The following is a 13,940-nucleotide window of genomic DNA, read 5'->3' as shown; positions in this document are numbered from 1 at the left end:
CGGAACGCCGCCCGGAGCAGGCTCGTTCCCACAGGGGATTTGTGTCGTTTGATCGTTCCCACGCTCTGCGTGGGAATGCCTCAACGGACGCTCTGCGTTCGGCTCTGGAAGGGACGCGGAGCGTCCCGGGCTACATTCCCACGCAGAGCGTGGGAACGATCAGGATCACAGGGGCATTTTCTTTCAATACCGAGGACCAGGTGCTCGCTACCGTGAGCACCTTGTTCCTCGATTTGAAGCAGGTGTGCGATGAGTCTGATTGTTTCCATGGCGGCGTTTGCGCTGGCGGCGTCCATCACGCCGGGGCCGGTGAATATCGTGGCGTTGAGTTCCGGGGCGCAGTTCGGTTTTCGCGCCAGTCAGCGGCATGTTGCCGGAGCGACGCTGGGGTTTGTGCTGTTGCTGGTGTTGATGGGCCTGGGTCTGCACGAGGTGCTGAAACTCTGGCCATTCATGACCCGTGTGGTGCAACTGGCCGGCGTGGCGTTTCTGCTGTTCATGGCGTGGAAACTGGCCATGGATGACGGGCAGTTGAATGCCGGTGAGTCAGGGCGGGCGCCATCGATGCTGTATGGCGCCGTGATGCAATGGCTCAACCCGAAAGCCTGGCTGGCATGCGTCGCGGGTATGGGCGCGTTTGTCGCCGATGGCGAGGCGCGGCTGGTGTGGCAGTTTGCGGCAGTGTATCTGGTGATCTGTTATCTGTCGGTCGGCTGCTGGGCGTATGCCGGGACGTTTTTGCGTGGGTATTTGAGCAATGCGGTAGGGATGCGCTGGTTCAATCGGGTGATAGCAGCATTGTTGGCCGTCAGCGCAATTTACTTGTTGTTCACTTGACCCTGTGGGAGCGAGCTTGCTCGCGAAAGCGGTGTGTCAGTTAATGGATGTGCTGACTGTTCCACCGCATTCGCGAGCAAGCTCGCTCCCACATTGATCGGGCGTCACTGCCGCAGATTAGTTGAACGGCTGCTGAAAGGCACCGCCTTCAATGTGATAAACCTTCGGCTCCTCGGAAAAATAGTTCTCCAGACCCAGCATGAACAACCGATGGTCCTCACTCGCTTCAAACCCCGGCGAGTGGTCCTCAAGGGATTGCCAGCGCACAATCAAATTGAACACCTCAGGCGTTTCTATCCCTGGCGCGAGCATGTGGCCGCCGTAACCCTGCGCGCGCATGAGCAGTGGCTCGACCTCGGTAAACGCACGCCGAAACGCTTCAGTTTGTTCTTTGTGAACGGGTAGCAGAGCGATCTCGTAAACCATGATGTTCTCCTCGGGACTGAATTCAGCGATTGGCGAGTTCGGGCGACGGCGCGACGGCAATCGCGATCTTCCCTTGAACGCCGTTGTTGGGCGTCTCCAGCCGGGTGTGGGCGAGGCCGATGTCGGCCAGCGCATAGACTGCGCCAACGTGTGGGCGCAACTGCCCGTTCGCAATCAACGCACTCAACTCGTCGAGCTTGCCGCGATTCTGTCGGGTGAAAACGAAGTGGTAACTGGCGTTCTTGCCCCAGGCCTGAATCAGGTTCTGTGGCTGGGCAAGGTCTACGATCGATACCACGCGCCCAAGCTGTGCGAGGGCGTCGGGGCTGCGCGTCAAGGTGTTGCCGCCGATGGTGTCGAACACCACATCGACGCCGCGGCCAGCGGTTTCCCGCAGGATCGCTTCGACGTAATCTTCCTTTTCGTAATCGATCAGCACATCGGCGCCCATCTGCCCGGCGAACTCGAAGTTGCCTTCACGCACGGTGGTGAACACCTTCGCGCCGATGGCTTTGGCCAGTTGAATTGCGACATGACCGACACCGCCCGCACCGCCATGAATCAGAATGTTCTCACCGACTCTGAGCGCCGCCCGCACGACCAGCGCTTCCCACGCCGTGCCGCCAACCAGGCTCAGGCTTGCCGCTTCAAGGTGGCTCAACGTGGCAGGCTTTTTCCCGACAATGGTTTCGGCCGCCACGTGGTACTCGGCGTAACTGCCCGGACCGTCGAATATTTGCGGGGTGTACCAGACTTCGTCACCCGGCACGAACGCCGTCACCCCCGGGCCGACCGCTTCGACAACGCCAGAGACGTCGTGCCCGGTGATGGCGGGGAGGGGCACCAGATCGGCATAGTCGCCACGGCGCACCTGATAATCCAGCGGGTTGATGGAGGTGGCGTGCACCCGTACCAGTACTTCTCCGGCTTGTGGCTCTGGTTTGGGCACGTCGCACAGTTCGAACGATTGCGCGCCGCCAAATGATGTAAGGATCATCGCTTTCATTGCATTGCCTCGTTTCGGTAAAAAGGGATATCGGGAATTCTCGATATCATGGGGTAAAAAATTACAGCTCGCTGCCGATGATCTCGGCCAGCGCGCTGATCGCAGCTTCGTTGCGTTTGTAATAGGTCCACTGCCCAATACGCCTGACTTCGACCAGGCCGGCGCGTTGCAGCGTCGCCAGGTAATCGGACACCGTCGACTGCGACAGCCCGACGCCTTCCTGAATACTGCTGACGCAAACGCCCACCGTATGCACGTCACCTTCGTCCTGGGGAGGAAAGTGTTTCTCGGGATCCTTCAAGCCTTTGAGGATTTCCAGGCGCGTACGGTTCGAGAGGGCTTTGAAGATTTCGAGTAATTCCATGCCGCGACGATATCGGAATTTACCGATATGTCAATATCTGAATGTGTTGGCCAGCGACGTGTCATCTGACCCTGTGGGAGCGAGCTTGCTCGCGAAGGCGCTGTGTCAGTCAATGGATGTGCTGACTGTTCAACCGCATTCGCGAGCAAGCTCGCTCCCACAGGGGGCAGTGTTGAGTTTCAGATGAGGTGTCAGCCGCGATATTGCCCGGGTGTGGCCGCCAAATGCTGCTTGAACGCCCGCTGAAAATGCGCCTGATCGGCAAACCCGGCTTCCAGCGCCACATCCGCAATCAACTGCCCGCTGCGCAGGCGCTCGCGGGCAAACTGGATGCGCTGGTTGACCAGAAACGCGTGGGGCGTCATGCCGTAATGCTGTTTGAAGGCGCGGATCAGGTAGGACGGTGAAAGCTGTGCAGCAGCGCAGATGTCGTCGAGGTTCAGTACCTCGGTGCAGTGCTCGCGGATGAAATCGGCAGCGCGTTCCAGTTTGAAATTGGGTTCGCGCAGAGAGGGGGCGGCGGGGTTCAAACGCAGTTGCAGATCACTGAAAAACTCTACTGCTGCACTCTGTTTGCGCAGCACATCCTGTTGCGGGTCGACCAACGTTTGATACAGCCCGTTCAGTTCGTTGAACAGCGCAGTGTCATCAAGGTGTGTGGTGGAAAAACGCCGAAACTCGAGATCACTGGCAAAGCCCAACTGATGCTGCAAGTCCGTCAGCCACGGCGTCTCAACGTACAGCATCACATACGACCACGGCTGATCATCGATCGGATTGCACGCATGCACATCGCCGGGGTTCATCAGCACCACGGTGCCCGCCGCGACCTCGAACTGCGCCTGTTCATGCACATAAGTACTGCGCCCGGCGGTGATCGCGCCAATGGAAAAATGCGCATGGGAATGCCGGGCGTAGCAGACCTCGCGGCCATCGGCGATGGCCCGCGCTTCAATGAACGGCAGCGCCGCGTCACGCCAGAAGCGCGGGGCTTTTTCAGGGTGTTTGGCGGCAGCGTGTTTCATCGTTGTTATTCCCGGCAGGCCAGGGCGCCAGTGTATTAGCTCTGGCCGGCAAAGGCCCGTTCGAGTTCGGCAATGTCGAGTTTTTTCATCGTGAACATGGCCTGCATCGCTCGCTGCGATTTGCTGGTGTCGGCATCCAGCATCATCTGCATGAACGCCACCGGCACGATCTGCCACGACACGCCGAACTTGTCCTTGAGCCAGCCGCATTGCTGGGCTTCGACAGGGCCACCCTCCGACAAATTGCCCCAGAAATGGTCGACTTCTTCCTGGTTCTGGCAGTTGACCTGAAAGGAGATCGCCTCGCTGAACTTGAACATCGGCCCACCATTGAGGCCGGTGAAGGTCTGGCCATCGAGTTCGAAACTGACGGTCATCACCGCACCTTCCGGCTTGCCGTGAAATTCCTGGCCGACCTTGCTGTAGTGGGTCAGGCCGGTGATTTTCGAGTGATCGAAGATTGAGCAGTAAAACTTCGCGGCGGCTTCGGCCTGATCGTCGAACCACAGGCAGGGCGTGAGCTTTTGAAAGCGTTGCATGGCAGTCATCCTCGGCAGGTTAGACACGCAGGATTTACAGCGTAGTCAGTCCTTGGTCGATTGCCGATGCCGTAGATCGACAATTGCCGAGCATTGGAAATCCCGACGACGGAGACACCGAGCCGCAGACCGGCGTTTCCTTTCGTGCCTTGCTGTAGTCGTAATGACAATATTTCAGGTCGAATTGACTATGGCCGGCTTGTGTCAAATTGACTCGTTATCGTGCAACTAACTGATTCTATTTAATTAAAAATCTGGCACGAGACTTGATGTACTCAACTGACCTAAACGAACCGCTCAGGAGTACGCCACCATGCTCACTTTCTTTGAAAGCCCGCTGAACGTTCTGCACCTTTCGAGCAAAATCCTCGTCGCTGGTCTGCTCATGTTGCTGGCCGGCATCTACGGCGCGTATCTCTATAACGGCCACATGCCGATTGCACTGCTGGTGGCGACGCATTCGCTGACCATCCTCGGCCCGACCCTGATCAAGATCGGCTACGTCATGCGCCTGCTGGCGCAATACCGCATCCGTGGTCCGCAGGTGATCCCGCAAACCGCCTAAATTTGTTTCTACTATCTGGGGTCAACTCCAACCCCTGTGGGAGCGAGCTTGCTCGCGAAGGCGTCGGCAAAGTCGGAATCTGCGTTGCCTGACACACCGCTTTCGCGAGCAAGCTCGCTCCCACAGTGAGGGCGGTGTTTTCAAAATTTAGCGGCGCTCGGCAACCATCAGCAATGACTGCGGCAGCGGACTTTGCGGGTGTTGTGGCTCTTGCAGGCTGGCCAGTTGGAACCCGGCCATATCCAGCGCATTCAACCAGCTCGACAACGTGCGGAAATACCACGGCATCGGCTGCCACTGGCCCTTGAACCCGGCGAAGGATTCTTCGCGCCAGCCATCCTGATAATCCCCAGCCGCCACAGCCCACGGATGCAGTGTCTGAATGACTAAAACCCCGCCGGGAACAAGCAGCGTATTCATCGCCGCAAGCAACGGAATGATGTCCTGATGCAGCAATGAAAAATTGGCGCAGATCAGGTCATAGTCGCGACCGATGTCGATCTTGCCATCGACCAGGATTTCATAAGAGGCGACATGCACCCGCGCCGCCCCCGCCAAACGCGCCGCTTCAATAAGCCGCGCATCGCCATCCACCCCGACGGCATCAATCCCGCGATCCGCCAGCGCCCGCAACAGCCAGCCTTCACCGCAGCCGAGGTCGAGCACACGCTGCGGCTGCCGGCCCATGATCGCCAGCAGAATCGCTTGATCGGTCACCTGCTGACGGCTTTCGATGGCGCCGCTGCGGATCACTTCGATCCAGGCATCAGCGTTGTCGTGCCAGCTCTGCAAAAGGCTGGACTCGGGGGAAGGCATGGCGGTGTCCCGACTTCTGAAAAACCACAGTATGGACGCTGATCGCAAGCCAGGGTTTGTAGATCAGCGCACCCACACAACTCCGAACGCCGATTTCTTTGAGAAATCGATATCAGGTCCATTTTCCGGTCATTTTTTCGAAGCCGCCAAAGCCTCTTTCAGCGCTGCATTTGCACGTTCGGCGGTTTGCGCATCACCGTGCTTTTTCAGCAGTTCAGTGACCTCGGCCAACTGTGCCGCGCTGAGCCCGACGCGCAGGCTCGCCGCCATATGTGCGCGCAGTTGCGATTCCACGCCCGGCGTCGCTGCCAGGGCCCCGACAGTCGCCAGTTCACGGCTTTGCCAGTCAAGGTTGTCGCGCTCGAAGATGTCGCCGAACAGGTGGGTTTGCAGGAACCGGTTGATAACCGGGGCGAACTCGAACACCGGGCCTTTGACCGGGGCGCCCGAAATTTTCGTTTGATTCGCGGTGCCGCTGGCCAGCAGTTCATCCCCAACTGGAATCGCCCGGCCCGGCTCACGCCCCGGCGCATCTTCGATGCCGCGTTGTTTGCGTGCCTGCACCACGGTCATCAGCTCGTTCAAGGCATTGAGGCTGCGCGGGAACCCGACGTAAGCGTAGAGCTGCACGAGAATTTCCCGAGTTTCGCTGATGGTCAGGCCGGCGTCGAGTGCCTGGTTGAGCGCCGAGTTGAGGTTGGGCATGTCGCTGGTCGCCATGAACGCGGCCATCAGTGGAATCGTCTGTTGTTTACTCGACAGGGCTTGTGCGGTGGTTTGCGGAGTAGTCATGGATTGCGGTGTCTCGGCTGCTTGAGTGGTAGCGCTGAACATCGACCCAACGCTCAGGCAGAACGCCATGAGTGCGGGGAGGGCAGCGCTGCTGCGTGTGTCAGTGGCCATCGTGAAAGGCTCCATCCTTTGCGGTGCTGCGATGTCCTGAGTATCCGTGGTCGGGCCATAACCATGGTTCAAGCCCATGCAACCAACGCCGAGGGCGGATACTTCGAGTGGACGGTTGCCGCGTGTGCGCTTGTGCATGTCGATCTCCCTTTGGGCGTGGGGAGAACAGTAGGCGAGGTGGCTGGTGAGGACTAGACGGGTAAATCGGGATGGCTTGATGAGTTCTGCTCATCAATCCACGGAATGAGTGAAGGGGTATCCCTGCACTCATTCGTTTGGGTGACTACTTTGGTACGCGCAGCTTGTCCAGCAGGCGATTGACCAGCAGCTCGTTCAGCATGATCACCTGTTGCAGCGCCAGCAGCGGTTTGCGCTCCGGGCCGCCTATCGAGTTGGCGATGTTACCGGCCATGGAGTGGGCGTAGGAAAGCGACTCACAGGCTTCGACCAACAGGGTTTCGTCATCCAGCGTGGGGTCGACGAGGTAGACGGGGCGAAACTTGGGTGAGCTTGGCGGCGCCCCTAGTGCTTCGGGCCGGAGGTAGTAGTCGAGGGCGCGGTCGGTTGCTTCTTTGAGCTTTTGCGGGTTGAGCGCGGGGTCGTGAGGGATTGGATCGGTGGGTGGCGGATTTGGCGTGATTTTGAACATGGATGAAACTCCTATCGCAGTTTAAGGAGCCATCACTCTCGCTACCAAACGAGTGGGTGGTGGCCATACGCGGGTTGGTAGACCGGCTGCAATAGGAACCCGGCGCTCACGAGTGAGCCCCACGCATGACCACCATTGAACTGAGCCTCCACAAAGAGAAAGCACAGGGTGTCGTCACACGGCTATTACAGACGGGCTACCAAACCCGATCACTGTTTTGCAGTGACAGGCCAACGATATAGCCCGGCCCATAGCCGTGTAAGCCGGCGGATTCTGGCGTACGCGTAGGTAACGACGCAAGGTGTTGTAGGGAGGATGGCGTAACGGTTTGTGTGCTTTAAACGTGATCACTGGATGACGTTTACACATGGGCAATGTCGGTTGGTGGCGGCTTTCGGTTTTGCGTGAGTCTGGGAGATTTTTCCCCCTCACCCCAGCCCTCTCCCCCAAGGGGGCGAGGGGGAAAGGGAGCCGATCTTTGTGCTCTTCAAACCTGAGTTCGACTCGGTATTTCAAGTCGGTGCAACTTGCACATTCAGCGCGGTCAGTTCCCTCTACCTCTGGGAGAGGGTTAGGGTGAGGGCTGTCGTCTGGGTTATCGGTAATTTCGGATCTGAAGAGGAGGTGCGACATGGATCGATTGACCGGCGGTTGCCTATGCGGCGATGTCCGTTTCGAAGTGATAGGTCAGCCCTACCGAGTCGGCATCTGCCACTGCCTCGACTGCCGCAAACGCCACGGCGCGCTGTTCGGCACCTCGGCCATATTTCCCGAGGATGCGTTGAAGGTCACCGGCGAAATGCGCGACTACAACGGGCGCTTTTTCTGTCCGCGCTGCGGCTCTCCGGTGTTCGCGCGTTCGGCAGATGAAGTAGAGGTCAGCGTCGGATCGCTGGATGAGCCTAATCAGTTCAAACCCACCTACGAACTCTGGACCATCCGCCGCGAGTCGTGGCTGCCGGCGCTGCCACTGGCTCACCACTACGAGCGTGATCGCGAGAGCACGGAGCGTACAGAGGATTAGAGGGGGCAGAAAACGTGTGGGACTTGGAATGGAGTGAGGATTTTTGGCATGTCACATAGTCCCTGTGGGAGCGAGCTTGCTCGCGAAGGCGTCGTGTCAGTCGACATCAATATTGAAAGTAATGACGCTTTCGCGAGCAAGCTCGCTCCCACAGGGTGCAGTGCATAAACTTACAGATCTTCACCGCGAATAAACGCCAGCAGATCGGCGTTAATCGTCTCGGCCTCCGTCGTCGGCATCCCGTGCGGGAATCCCGGATAAGACTTCAGCGTGCCATTGGGCAGCAACTTGGCGGACAACGGCCCCGAGTCCGCATACGGCACAATCTGATCATCCTCGCCATGCATCACCAGCACCGGCACGGTGACCTTCTTCAAGTCCTCGGTGAAATCCGTCTGTGAAAACGCGACGATCCCGTCGTAATGCGCCTTCGCCCCGCCAATCATCCCTTGACGCCACCAGTTGGCAATAATCCCCTCCGAAGGCTTGACTCCCGGCCGGTTGTAGCCATAAAACGGCCCCGTCGGAATGTCCCGATAGAACTGCGCCCGGTTCGCCGCCAGTTGCGCCTGAAAATCATCGAACACCGATTTCGGCAGCCCACCCGGATTGCTCTCGGTCTGCACCATCAACGGTGGCACCGCACTGATCAACACACCTTTGGCGACGTTGGCCTGACCATGCCGGGCAATGTAATGGATCACCTCACCGCCACCGGTCGAGTGGCCAACGTGGACAACATTCTTCAGACCCAGATGATTGACCACCGCCAGCGTATCGTCGGCGTAATGATCCATATCGTGGCCATCCCAGACCTGACTCGAACGCCCATGCCCACGGCGATCATGGGCAACCACACGGAAGCCTTTGCCCAGGAAGAACAGCATCTGCGCATCCCAATCGTCGGAACTGAGCGGCCAGCCGTGGTGGAAGTGGATCACTGGCGCGTCTTTCGGGCCCCAGTCCTTGTAGAAAATCTCGACGCCGTCTTTGCTGGTGACAAATCCCATGTTCGCAACTCCAGACCAATCTGATGGATAACCCGCGCGGTGATCGCGGACCGGTTTCGCTCATGACGAGTTTTCTACAGTGCAGGCTCAGTGCGAGCCGTTATCAACTGTAGGATTAAAGTCGACATCTGCATGACCGGTGGTCGCAACGTCTGGCTTCGTACGCAAATTAGGCTTTGCTGAAAGGGATAAGCCGAGGCGCGCGTAGGCTTTGCTGGCCACAGCGGCGCCCCTTCAGAACACCGTGAGTCTGAGGAATTTCCCCGATGCTGACCTTGAATATCAATGGCAAGGATCAGGAGCTCGATGTCCCCGCGGACATGCCGTTGCTCTGGGTCCTGCGCGATGTTGCGCACCTGACCGGTACCAAATTCGGCTGTGGCATGGCCCAGTGCGGGGCCTGCACCGTGCACGTTGACGGGGCGCCGTTGCGCGCCTGCATTACGCCCGCGACCGCCGTAGCCCATGGCCAGAAAATCCTTACCATCGAAGGGCTGTCCACCGACGGTTCGCACCCGGTGCAGCAAGCCTGGGCCGAACTCGACGTGGTGCAGTGCGGTTACTGCCAGTCGGGGCAGATCATGTCTGCGGCGGCACTGCTGGCGAAAATCCCCAAACCCACCGACAGCGATATCGATCAGGCGCTCTCCGGCAATATCTGCCGTTGCGGCACCTATCCCCGCATTCGCGCAGCGGTTAAGCGTGCATCGGAAATCGGCTGATTCAATCTGTGGGAGATAGGCGATGAACAGTCCTGTATCGCGTCGGGGTTTTCTCAAGGGCAGCGCCGTGTTGGGCGGCGGTCTGGTGGTGGCGTTTGTCGTCCCTGGCGGCCACAAGTTTGCCTATGCGGCCGAGAATGAAGGCAAGGTTTTCGCGCCGAATGCGTTTTTGCGCATCGCAGCAGACAACAGCGTCACCGTTTTGCTGGGGCATTCGGAAATGGGCCAAGGCATCTGGACCGGCCTGACCATGTTGATTGCCGAAGAGCTGGACGCCGATTGGTCGAAGATCCGCGTCGAGCACTCGCCCGCGTCGGCGGCGGATTACGGCATGCCCGGTTTTGGCGGCATGCAGATTACCGGCGGCTCGACGTCGACGTGGATGGAGTTTGATCGTTATCGGCTGGCAGGCGCGACCGCGCGGCAGATGCTGGTGGAGGCGGCGGCGAAACGCTTCGAGGTGGCGCCGTCGGCCATTCGCACCGAATCGGGTGTGGTGATTGCCGGTGACAAACGTGCAACTTATGGCGAGCTGGCGGATGCCGCCGGGCAATTGCCGGTGCCGGATCCGAAGTCGATTACCTTCAAGGAAGCCAAGGACTGGAAAGTCATTGGCAAACCGACCAAACGCCTCGACACACCGGAGAAAATCACCGGCCGCGCCAAGTTCGGCATGGACGTGCAGTTTGAAGGCTTGATGACCGCAATGGTCGCGCGCCCACCGGTATTCGGTGCCACTGTTAAATCTTTCGAAGGCGCTGAAGCGCTGGCGGTGCCGGGCGTACACAAAGTGGTGCAGGTACCGACGGGCGTGGCGGTGATTGCCGAGCATTACTGGGCGGCGAAACTGGGGCGTGATGCGCTGAAGGTCGATTGGGATCTGGGTCCGCATGCGGACCTGAGCAGCGAAAAACTGTTGGCGAGTTTCCGCAAACTGGCCGCCACGCAAGGCACGTCAGCCAGTCAGGCCGGTGATGCCAAGGGCAGTTTTGGCAAAGCGGCGAAGAAGATCGATGTCGAATACAGCGTGCCTTATCTGGCTCATGCGCCGATGGAACCGCTCAATTGCACGGTGAAAATCAGCGCCGAGAAATGCGAAATCTGGACCGGCACGCAGTTTCAGACGCTCGATCAAATGGTCGCCGGCAAGATCACCGGGCTGAAACCGGAGCAGGTGGAAATCCACACCGAATTCCTTGGCGGTGGTTTTGGGCGCCGGGCCAACCCGACATCAGACTTTGTCGCCGAGGCGGTGCAAGTGGCGAAAGCCGCCGCGATGCCGGTGAAAACCGTGTGGTCGCGCGAAGACGATATTCGCGGCGGGTACTACCGCTCGATGTTTCTGCATCAGGCGAAGATCGGCCTCGGTGCTGATGGCTTGCCGTCGAGCTGGCAGCACGTACTGGTAGGGCAATCGATCATGACCGGCACGCTGATGGAGGCGACGATGGTCAAAAACGGCATCGACCCGACCTCGGTCGAAGGCGTGGCCGACAGCCCTTACGTCAAAGGCCTGGCCAATCACCAGGTTGATCTGCATTCGCCGCAAACGGGCATCAATGTGTTGTGGCTGCGCTCGGTGGGCCATAGCCATACCGGTTTTGTCATGGAATCGCTGATTGATGAAATGGCCACGGCGGCGGGCAAGGATCCGGTGGAGTACCGACGCACCTTGCTCAAGGATCATCCTCGGCATTTGGGCGTGCTCAATCTGGCGGTGGAAAAGGCTAACTGGAAAGCCCCGCTGCCGGACGGCCATGCGCTGGGCGTGGCGGTGCACGAGTCATTCGGCAGTTACGTGGCGCAGGTCGCGGAGGTGTCGCAGGACAATCTGGCGATTCGCGTGCATCGCGTGGTCTGCGCGGTGGATTGCGGGATCGCGGTGAATCCACAGAGCATCGCCGCGCAGATGGAATCGTGCATCACCTTCGGCCTGGGCATGGCCCTGCACAGCAAACTGACGCTCAAGGATGGCGCGGTGGTGCAGTCCAACTATCACGATTATCAGGTGCTGCGGCTCAACGAGATGCCGGTGGTGGAAGTGCACATCGTGCCCAGCAGCGACAAACCCGGCGGCATCGGCGAGGCCGGTGTGCCGCCGACCGCGCCAGCCGTGGCCAACGCGGTGTTCGCCCTGACCGGGCAACGCCTGCGCGAGTTGCCGCTGCAACTGTCGGGGGTGTGAGATGAAACGACATCTAGTGTTGGGCACGGTGGTTCTACTGGGGCTGGGCGGTTATGCCTCGGACCTGTTTGCCGATGATCAGGAAGCCTTGAAAGCCTTCACCACGGTACAGAAAGTCTTCCAGAGTCCGCGCTGCCAGAACTGCCACATTCCCGGTGATTCGCCGTTGCAGTTCGACGCCGGCATTCCCCATGCGATGAACGTGGTGCGCGGCATGGACGGCAAGGGCGCCGCCGGTCTGCCTTGCGCGACCTGCCACGCGGAAAACAATCCGCCGGCCAGTTACGGCCCGCATGCACCACCGGGTGCGCCGCACTGGAGCCTGCCGCCGGCGGCGCACAAAATGGCCTGGATCGGCCTGCCGCCGGACAAGCTCTGCGCGATGATCAAGGACCGTTCGAGCAATGGTGATCGCGACTTTGCTGCGCTGATCAAGCATGTCAGCGAAGACAAATTGGTGCTGTGGGGCTGGAGTCCCGGGGCAGGGCGCGCGCCGGTGCCAGTACCGCACGATATTTTTGTCACGCAATTCAAGCTCTGGGCCGATGCGGGCGGGCCATGCCCGGTGGCGCAAATGTGAGCCATTGCCAAATTAGCGCTACGCTTGGAAGCATTGTTGCCAATGGAGTGTGCTGATGCTGGTTCCGGGAAAACCTGCGAATGAAACGGCGCGCGTTCAAGCGTTGCACGGTCTTGAGCTGCTCGATTCCGCCCCTGAAGAACGTTTCGACCGACTGACGCGGTTGGCCAAACGCCTGTTCAATGTGCCGATTGCACTGGTGACGCTGGTCGACACCAATCGGCAGTGGTTCAAGTCGTGCGTGGGCCTGGATGTCAGCGAGACACCGAGGGATGTCTCGTTTTGCGGTCATGCGATTCTTAACGACGGCCTGCTGTTGGTGCCGGACGCTCGCGAGGATGTGCGCTTCCATGACAACCCGTTGGTGACGGGCGCGCCGAACATTCGTTTCTACGCCGGTTATCCGCTGACCGTGCCCAATGGCAACAAAATGGGCACGCTGTGCCTGATCGACACCAGGCCCCGCGACCTCGACGAGGAAGAGCGTGCGTTGTTGCGTGATCTGGCGGAAATGGCCGAGCAAGAGTTGGCTGCTGTGCAGATCGCGAGCATGGATGAGTTGACGTTGCTGTCCAATCGCCGTGGTTTCAAGCAACTGGCGCAGCATGCACTGGACGCCTGCGCACGGCTGGAACGGCCGGCGACCTTGCTGTTTTTCGACCTCAATGACTTCAAGCAGATCAACGATCTGTATGGGCATGCCGAGGGTGACAGTGCGCTGAAGACTTTTGCCGACGTGCTGCGCATCGCCTTCCGCGAGAGTGATGTGGTCGGGCGGCTCGGTGGCGATGAGTTCGTTGCGCTGCTGACCGGCTCCAGCCATGTCGAAACCACAGCGATCATGGCGCGGCTCAAGGATATTCTCGAAGAGCGCAATGCCACGTTGCACCGGGGCTATGCGATTCGCTTTAGCGTGGGTCAGATCGAATATGACGCCAAGCGCCATGAGACCGTGGATCGGCTGCTGGCGGATGCCGATAGCGCGATGTATGTGCACAAGCAGGCCTTGAAGCGTTGTTAGCGAATGCACCGTAGATCGCTTGTAGGCGTGAGCCTGCTCGCGATAGCGTCCGGCCATCAACCTCTTCATTGCCTGACCCAGCGCTATCGCGAGCAGGCTCACTCCTACAGGGGGGGCGGGTGTTCTCAAATCCCGGTTCACCACAAATCCATGTGGGAGCGAGCTTGCTCGCGAAGGCGTCCGGTCAGGCAACATCTCCGTTGAACGTGCTGGCCTCTTCGTGAGCAAGCTCACTCCCACGGGTCCTTCGGTGTTCAAAACATCCCGG

16 protein-coding genes are annotated in these 13,940 nt (G+C 59.4%); 7 read left to right on the top strand and 9 right to left on the bottom strand.

Features of this window, described 5'->3' with window-relative positions:
* The first annotated feature begins 249 nt into the window (after positions 1-249).
* A complete protein-coding gene (locus tag AB4O11_RS25425; RefSeq protein WP_460129132.1) occupies positions 250-837 on the top strand; it encodes a LysE family translocator in 588 nt (195 codons plus the stop codon).
* A 117-nt stretch (positions 838-954) separates the two neighbouring features.
* Here the strand turns inward: AB4O11_RS25425 and AB4O11_RS25420 are convergent, their stop codons facing one another.
* The 5 genes from AB4O11_RS25420 to AB4O11_RS25400 form a co-directional block, all read right to left on the bottom strand.
* Complete coding sequence (locus AB4O11_RS25420; RefSeq protein WP_460129130.1) at positions 955-1,263, bottom strand: antibiotic biosynthesis monooxygenase family protein; 309 nt, start codon at positions 1,261-1,263, stop codon at positions 955-957.
* A 22-nt stretch (positions 1,264-1,285) separates the two neighbouring features.
* The gene (locus tag AB4O11_RS25415; RefSeq protein ID WP_460129128.1) at positions 1,286-2,269 is read right to left on the bottom strand and encodes a zinc-dependent alcohol dehydrogenase family protein; all 984 of its coding nucleotides are present in this window, start codon (positions 2,267-2,269) and stop codon (positions 1,286-1,288) included.
* A 61-nt stretch (positions 2,270-2,330) separates the two neighbouring features.
* Positions 2,331-2,633, bottom strand: a complete 303-nt coding sequence (locus tag AB4O11_RS25410; protein ID WP_077572353.1) for an ArsR/SmtB family transcription factor — start codon at positions 2,631-2,633, stop codon at positions 2,331-2,333.
* A 191-nt stretch (positions 2,634-2,824) separates the two neighbouring features.
* Positions 2,825-3,658, bottom strand: coding sequence for an AraC family ligand binding domain-containing protein (locus tag AB4O11_RS25405; protein WP_460129125.1), 834 nt, complete (start codon positions 3,656-3,658; stop codon positions 2,825-2,827).
* Positions 3,659-3,693: 35 nt separating this feature from the next.
* Entirely contained in the window at positions 3,694-4,197 is a 504-nt protein-coding gene (locus AB4O11_RS25400) for a VOC family protein (protein WP_099756520.1), read from the bottom strand.
* A 313-nt stretch (positions 4,198-4,510) separates the two neighbouring features.
* Between AB4O11_RS25400 and AB4O11_RS25395 the strand changes: the two genes are divergently transcribed.
* The gene (locus tag AB4O11_RS25395) at positions 4,511-4,762 is read left to right on the top strand and encodes a transmembrane sensor/regulator PpyR (protein ID WP_460129123.1); all 252 of its coding nucleotides are present in this window, start codon (positions 4,511-4,513) and stop codon (positions 4,760-4,762) included.
* Positions 4,763-4,909: 147 nt separating this feature from the next.
* Here the strand turns inward: AB4O11_RS25395 and AB4O11_RS25390 are convergent, their stop codons facing one another.
* From AB4O11_RS25390 to AB4O11_RS25380, 3 genes are all read right to left on the bottom strand, one after another.
* The gene (locus AB4O11_RS25390) at positions 4,910-5,578 is read right to left on the bottom strand and encodes a class I SAM-dependent methyltransferase (RefSeq protein ID WP_460129121.1); all 669 of its coding nucleotides are present in this window, start codon (positions 5,576-5,578) and stop codon (positions 4,910-4,912) included.
* 129 nt (positions 5,579-5,707) lie between these two features.
* A complete protein-coding gene (locus tag AB4O11_RS25385) occupies positions 5,708-6,619 on the bottom strand; it encodes a carboxymuconolactone decarboxylase family protein (protein WP_460091240.1) in 912 nt (303 codons plus the stop codon).
* Positions 6,620-6,764: 145 nt separating this feature from the next.
* Positions 6,765-7,130 (bottom strand): DUF6124 family protein, encoded by a 366-nt coding sequence (locus AB4O11_RS25380; RefSeq protein ID WP_460091238.1) that lies wholly within the window; start codon positions 7,128-7,130, stop codon positions 6,765-6,767.
* Between the two features lie 631 nt (positions 7,131-7,761).
* Between AB4O11_RS25380 and AB4O11_RS25375 the strand changes: the two genes are divergently transcribed.
* Positions 7,762-8,154 carry a GFA family protein gene (locus tag AB4O11_RS25375; RefSeq protein ID WP_460100364.1) on the top strand — a complete coding sequence of 131 codons (393 nt, stop codon included), beginning with the start codon at positions 7,762-7,764 and terminating at the stop codon, positions 8,152-8,154.
* A 170-nt stretch (positions 8,155-8,324) separates the two neighbouring features.
* Here the strand turns inward: AB4O11_RS25375 and AB4O11_RS25370 are convergent, their stop codons facing one another.
* Positions 8,325-9,164, bottom strand: coding sequence for an alpha/beta fold hydrolase (locus AB4O11_RS25370; protein WP_460129119.1), 840 nt, complete (start codon positions 9,162-9,164; stop codon positions 8,325-8,327).
* A gap of 266 nt (positions 9,165-9,430) precedes the next feature.
* Between AB4O11_RS25370 and AB4O11_RS25365 the strand changes: the two genes are divergently transcribed.
* From AB4O11_RS25365 to AB4O11_RS25350, 4 genes are read left to right on the top strand one after another with little or no spacing between them, the layout of a single operon-like run.
* On the top strand, positions 9,431-9,886 hold the full coding sequence (locus tag AB4O11_RS25365; RefSeq protein WP_003224136.1) for a (2Fe-2S)-binding protein: 456 nt from the start codon (positions 9,431-9,433) through the stop codon (positions 9,884-9,886).
* 22 nt (positions 9,887-9,908) lie between these two features.
* Positions 9,909-12,071 (top strand): xanthine dehydrogenase family protein molybdopterin-binding subunit, encoded by a 2,163-nt coding sequence (locus tag AB4O11_RS25360; protein WP_257355389.1) that lies wholly within the window; start codon positions 9,909-9,911, stop codon positions 12,069-12,071.
* 1 nt (position 12,072) lies between these two features.
* Complete coding sequence (locus AB4O11_RS25355; RefSeq protein WP_093442488.1) at positions 12,073-12,651, top strand: hypothetical protein; 579 nt, start codon at positions 12,073-12,075, stop codon at positions 12,649-12,651.
* A 55-nt stretch (positions 12,652-12,706) separates the two neighbouring features.
* Entirely contained in the window at positions 12,707-13,672 is a 966-nt protein-coding gene (locus AB4O11_RS25350) for a GGDEF domain-containing protein (protein WP_460129117.1), read from the top strand.
* Positions 13,673-13,940: the final 268 nt, after the last annotated feature.

This window comes from Pseudomonas sp. H1_D05 (genome assembly GCF_054682705.1).
The sequence above is the reverse complement of the archived record's forward strand: the minus strand, read 5'-3'. Positions and strand labels throughout refer to the sequence as shown.

What these genes read in the sequence shown, in the direction of transcription:
- AB4O11_RS25425 (WP_460129132.1), top strand. Translation starts at nt 250, where the DNA reads ATGAGTCTGATTGTTTCCATGGCGGCGTTTGCGCTGGCGGCGTCCATC.
- AB4O11_RS25420 (WP_460129130.1), bottom strand. Translation starts at nt 1,263, where the DNA reads ATGGTTTACGAGATCGCTCTGCTACCCGTTCACAAAGAACAAACTGAA.
- AB4O11_RS25415 (WP_460129128.1), bottom strand. Translation starts at nt 2,269, where the DNA reads ATGAAAGCGATGATCCTTACATCATTTGGCGGCGCGCAATCGTTCGAA.
- AB4O11_RS25410 (WP_077572353.1), bottom strand. Translation starts at nt 2,633, where the DNA reads ATGGAATTACTCGAAATCTTCAAAGCCCTCTCGAACCGTACGCGCCTG.
- AB4O11_RS25405 (WP_460129125.1), bottom strand. Translation starts at nt 3,658, where the DNA reads ATGAAACACGCTGCCGCCAAACACCCTGAAAAAGCCCCGCGCTTCTGG.
- AB4O11_RS25400 (WP_099756520.1), bottom strand. Translation starts at nt 4,197, where the DNA reads ATGCAACGCTTTCAAAAGCTCACGCCCTGCCTGTGGTTCGACGATCAG.
- AB4O11_RS25395 (WP_460129123.1), top strand. Translation starts at nt 4,511, where the DNA reads ATGCTCACTTTCTTTGAAAGCCCGCTGAACGTTCTGCACCTTTCGAGC.
- AB4O11_RS25390 (WP_460129121.1), bottom strand. Translation starts at nt 5,578, where the DNA reads ATGCCTTCCCCCGAGTCCAGCCTTTTGCAGAGCTGGCACGACAACGCT.
- AB4O11_RS25385 (WP_460091240.1), bottom strand. Translation starts at nt 6,619, where the DNA reads ATGCACAAGCGCACACGCGGCAACCGTCCACTCGAAGTATCCGCCCTC.
- AB4O11_RS25380 (WP_460091238.1), bottom strand. Translation starts at nt 7,130, where the DNA reads ATGTTCAAAATCACGCCAAATCCGCCACCCACCGATCCAATCCCTCAC.
- AB4O11_RS25375 (WP_460100364.1), top strand. Translation starts at nt 7,762, where the DNA reads ATGGATCGATTGACCGGCGGTTGCCTATGCGGCGATGTCCGTTTCGAA.
- AB4O11_RS25370 (WP_460129119.1), bottom strand. Translation starts at nt 9,164, where the DNA reads ATGGGATTTGTCACCAGCAAAGACGGCGTCGAGATTTTCTACAAGGAC.
- AB4O11_RS25365 (WP_003224136.1), top strand. Translation starts at nt 9,431, where the DNA reads ATGCTGACCTTGAATATCAATGGCAAGGATCAGGAGCTCGATGTCCCC.
- AB4O11_RS25360 (WP_257355389.1), top strand. Translation starts at nt 9,909, where the DNA reads ATGAACAGTCCTGTATCGCGTCGGGGTTTTCTCAAGGGCAGCGCCGTG.
- AB4O11_RS25355 (WP_093442488.1), top strand. Translation starts at nt 12,073, where the DNA reads ATGAAACGACATCTAGTGTTGGGCACGGTGGTTCTACTGGGGCTGGGC.
- AB4O11_RS25350 (WP_460129117.1), top strand. Translation starts at nt 12,707, where the DNA reads ATGCTGGTTCCGGGAAAACCTGCGAATGAAACGGCGCGCGTTCAAGCG.